1 protein-coding gene is annotated in these 699 nt (G+C 58.1%); it reads right to left on the minus strand.

Features of this window, described 5'->3' with window-relative positions; all coding sequences use genetic code 11:
* Positions 1-143 precede the first annotated feature (143 nt).
* The coding region (locus tag A3730_RS22550; protein ID WP_231884016.1) for a chemotaxis protein CheB at positions 144-699 on the minus strand (556 nt) is incomplete at its 5' end.

The following is a 699-nucleotide window of genomic DNA, read 5'->3' on the forward strand; positions in this document are numbered from 1 at the left end:
CGTGCTTCAGGGCGAGGGACAAGGCCTCATTGCCCGACTGGGCCATGACCAGATTACGGCCATCAGCATCCAGAATCGCTTCCAGCGCGATCAGGTTTTCCCTGTGATCATCCACAACCAAAATGTTCTGTTTCATAGGCTTACTACCCTGCAACCTGTTCCGCCAAGAAGGGCCCGATTGCCTCAAGATCGAGTACCCTGGAAATCGCACCTGTTGTTATTGCCGCTTCCGGCATTGTGGGTGCTTCCGAGCTCACCGGTGACTGGGCGATGGTGACTCCGCCTCTACGGTGTATATATTCCATGCCTGCGGCGCCGTCTTCATTGGCCCCCGTGAGGATCACGCCCAACAAGTGGCGGCCATAAACCGCGCCGGCAGAGTAAAACAGTTCGTCTATGGCCGGCCGGGAAAAGAGTACAGGCCTTCCCGTAGAGAAAGCCAGTGTCTGATCCTCTTCCACCAACATATGGTAGCCCGGCGGCGCCACATAGACATGCCCGCCGAGGATGGGCTCCTTGTCTTCCGGGGAGATCACTGGCAATGCACAGTAGCGGGCCAACAGCCATGGCATGCGGTTGTCCGCACTGGCATGCTGGTGCTGGACCAACATGATCGGCAACGGAAAATCCTCAGGAAGCGCGGACAGGATGCGCGTATAGGCATTCAGCCCACCCCAAGACGCGCCCATCACGATTGCC

The sequence above is a fragment of the Alcanivorax sp. HI0044 genome (assembly GCF_001634945.1).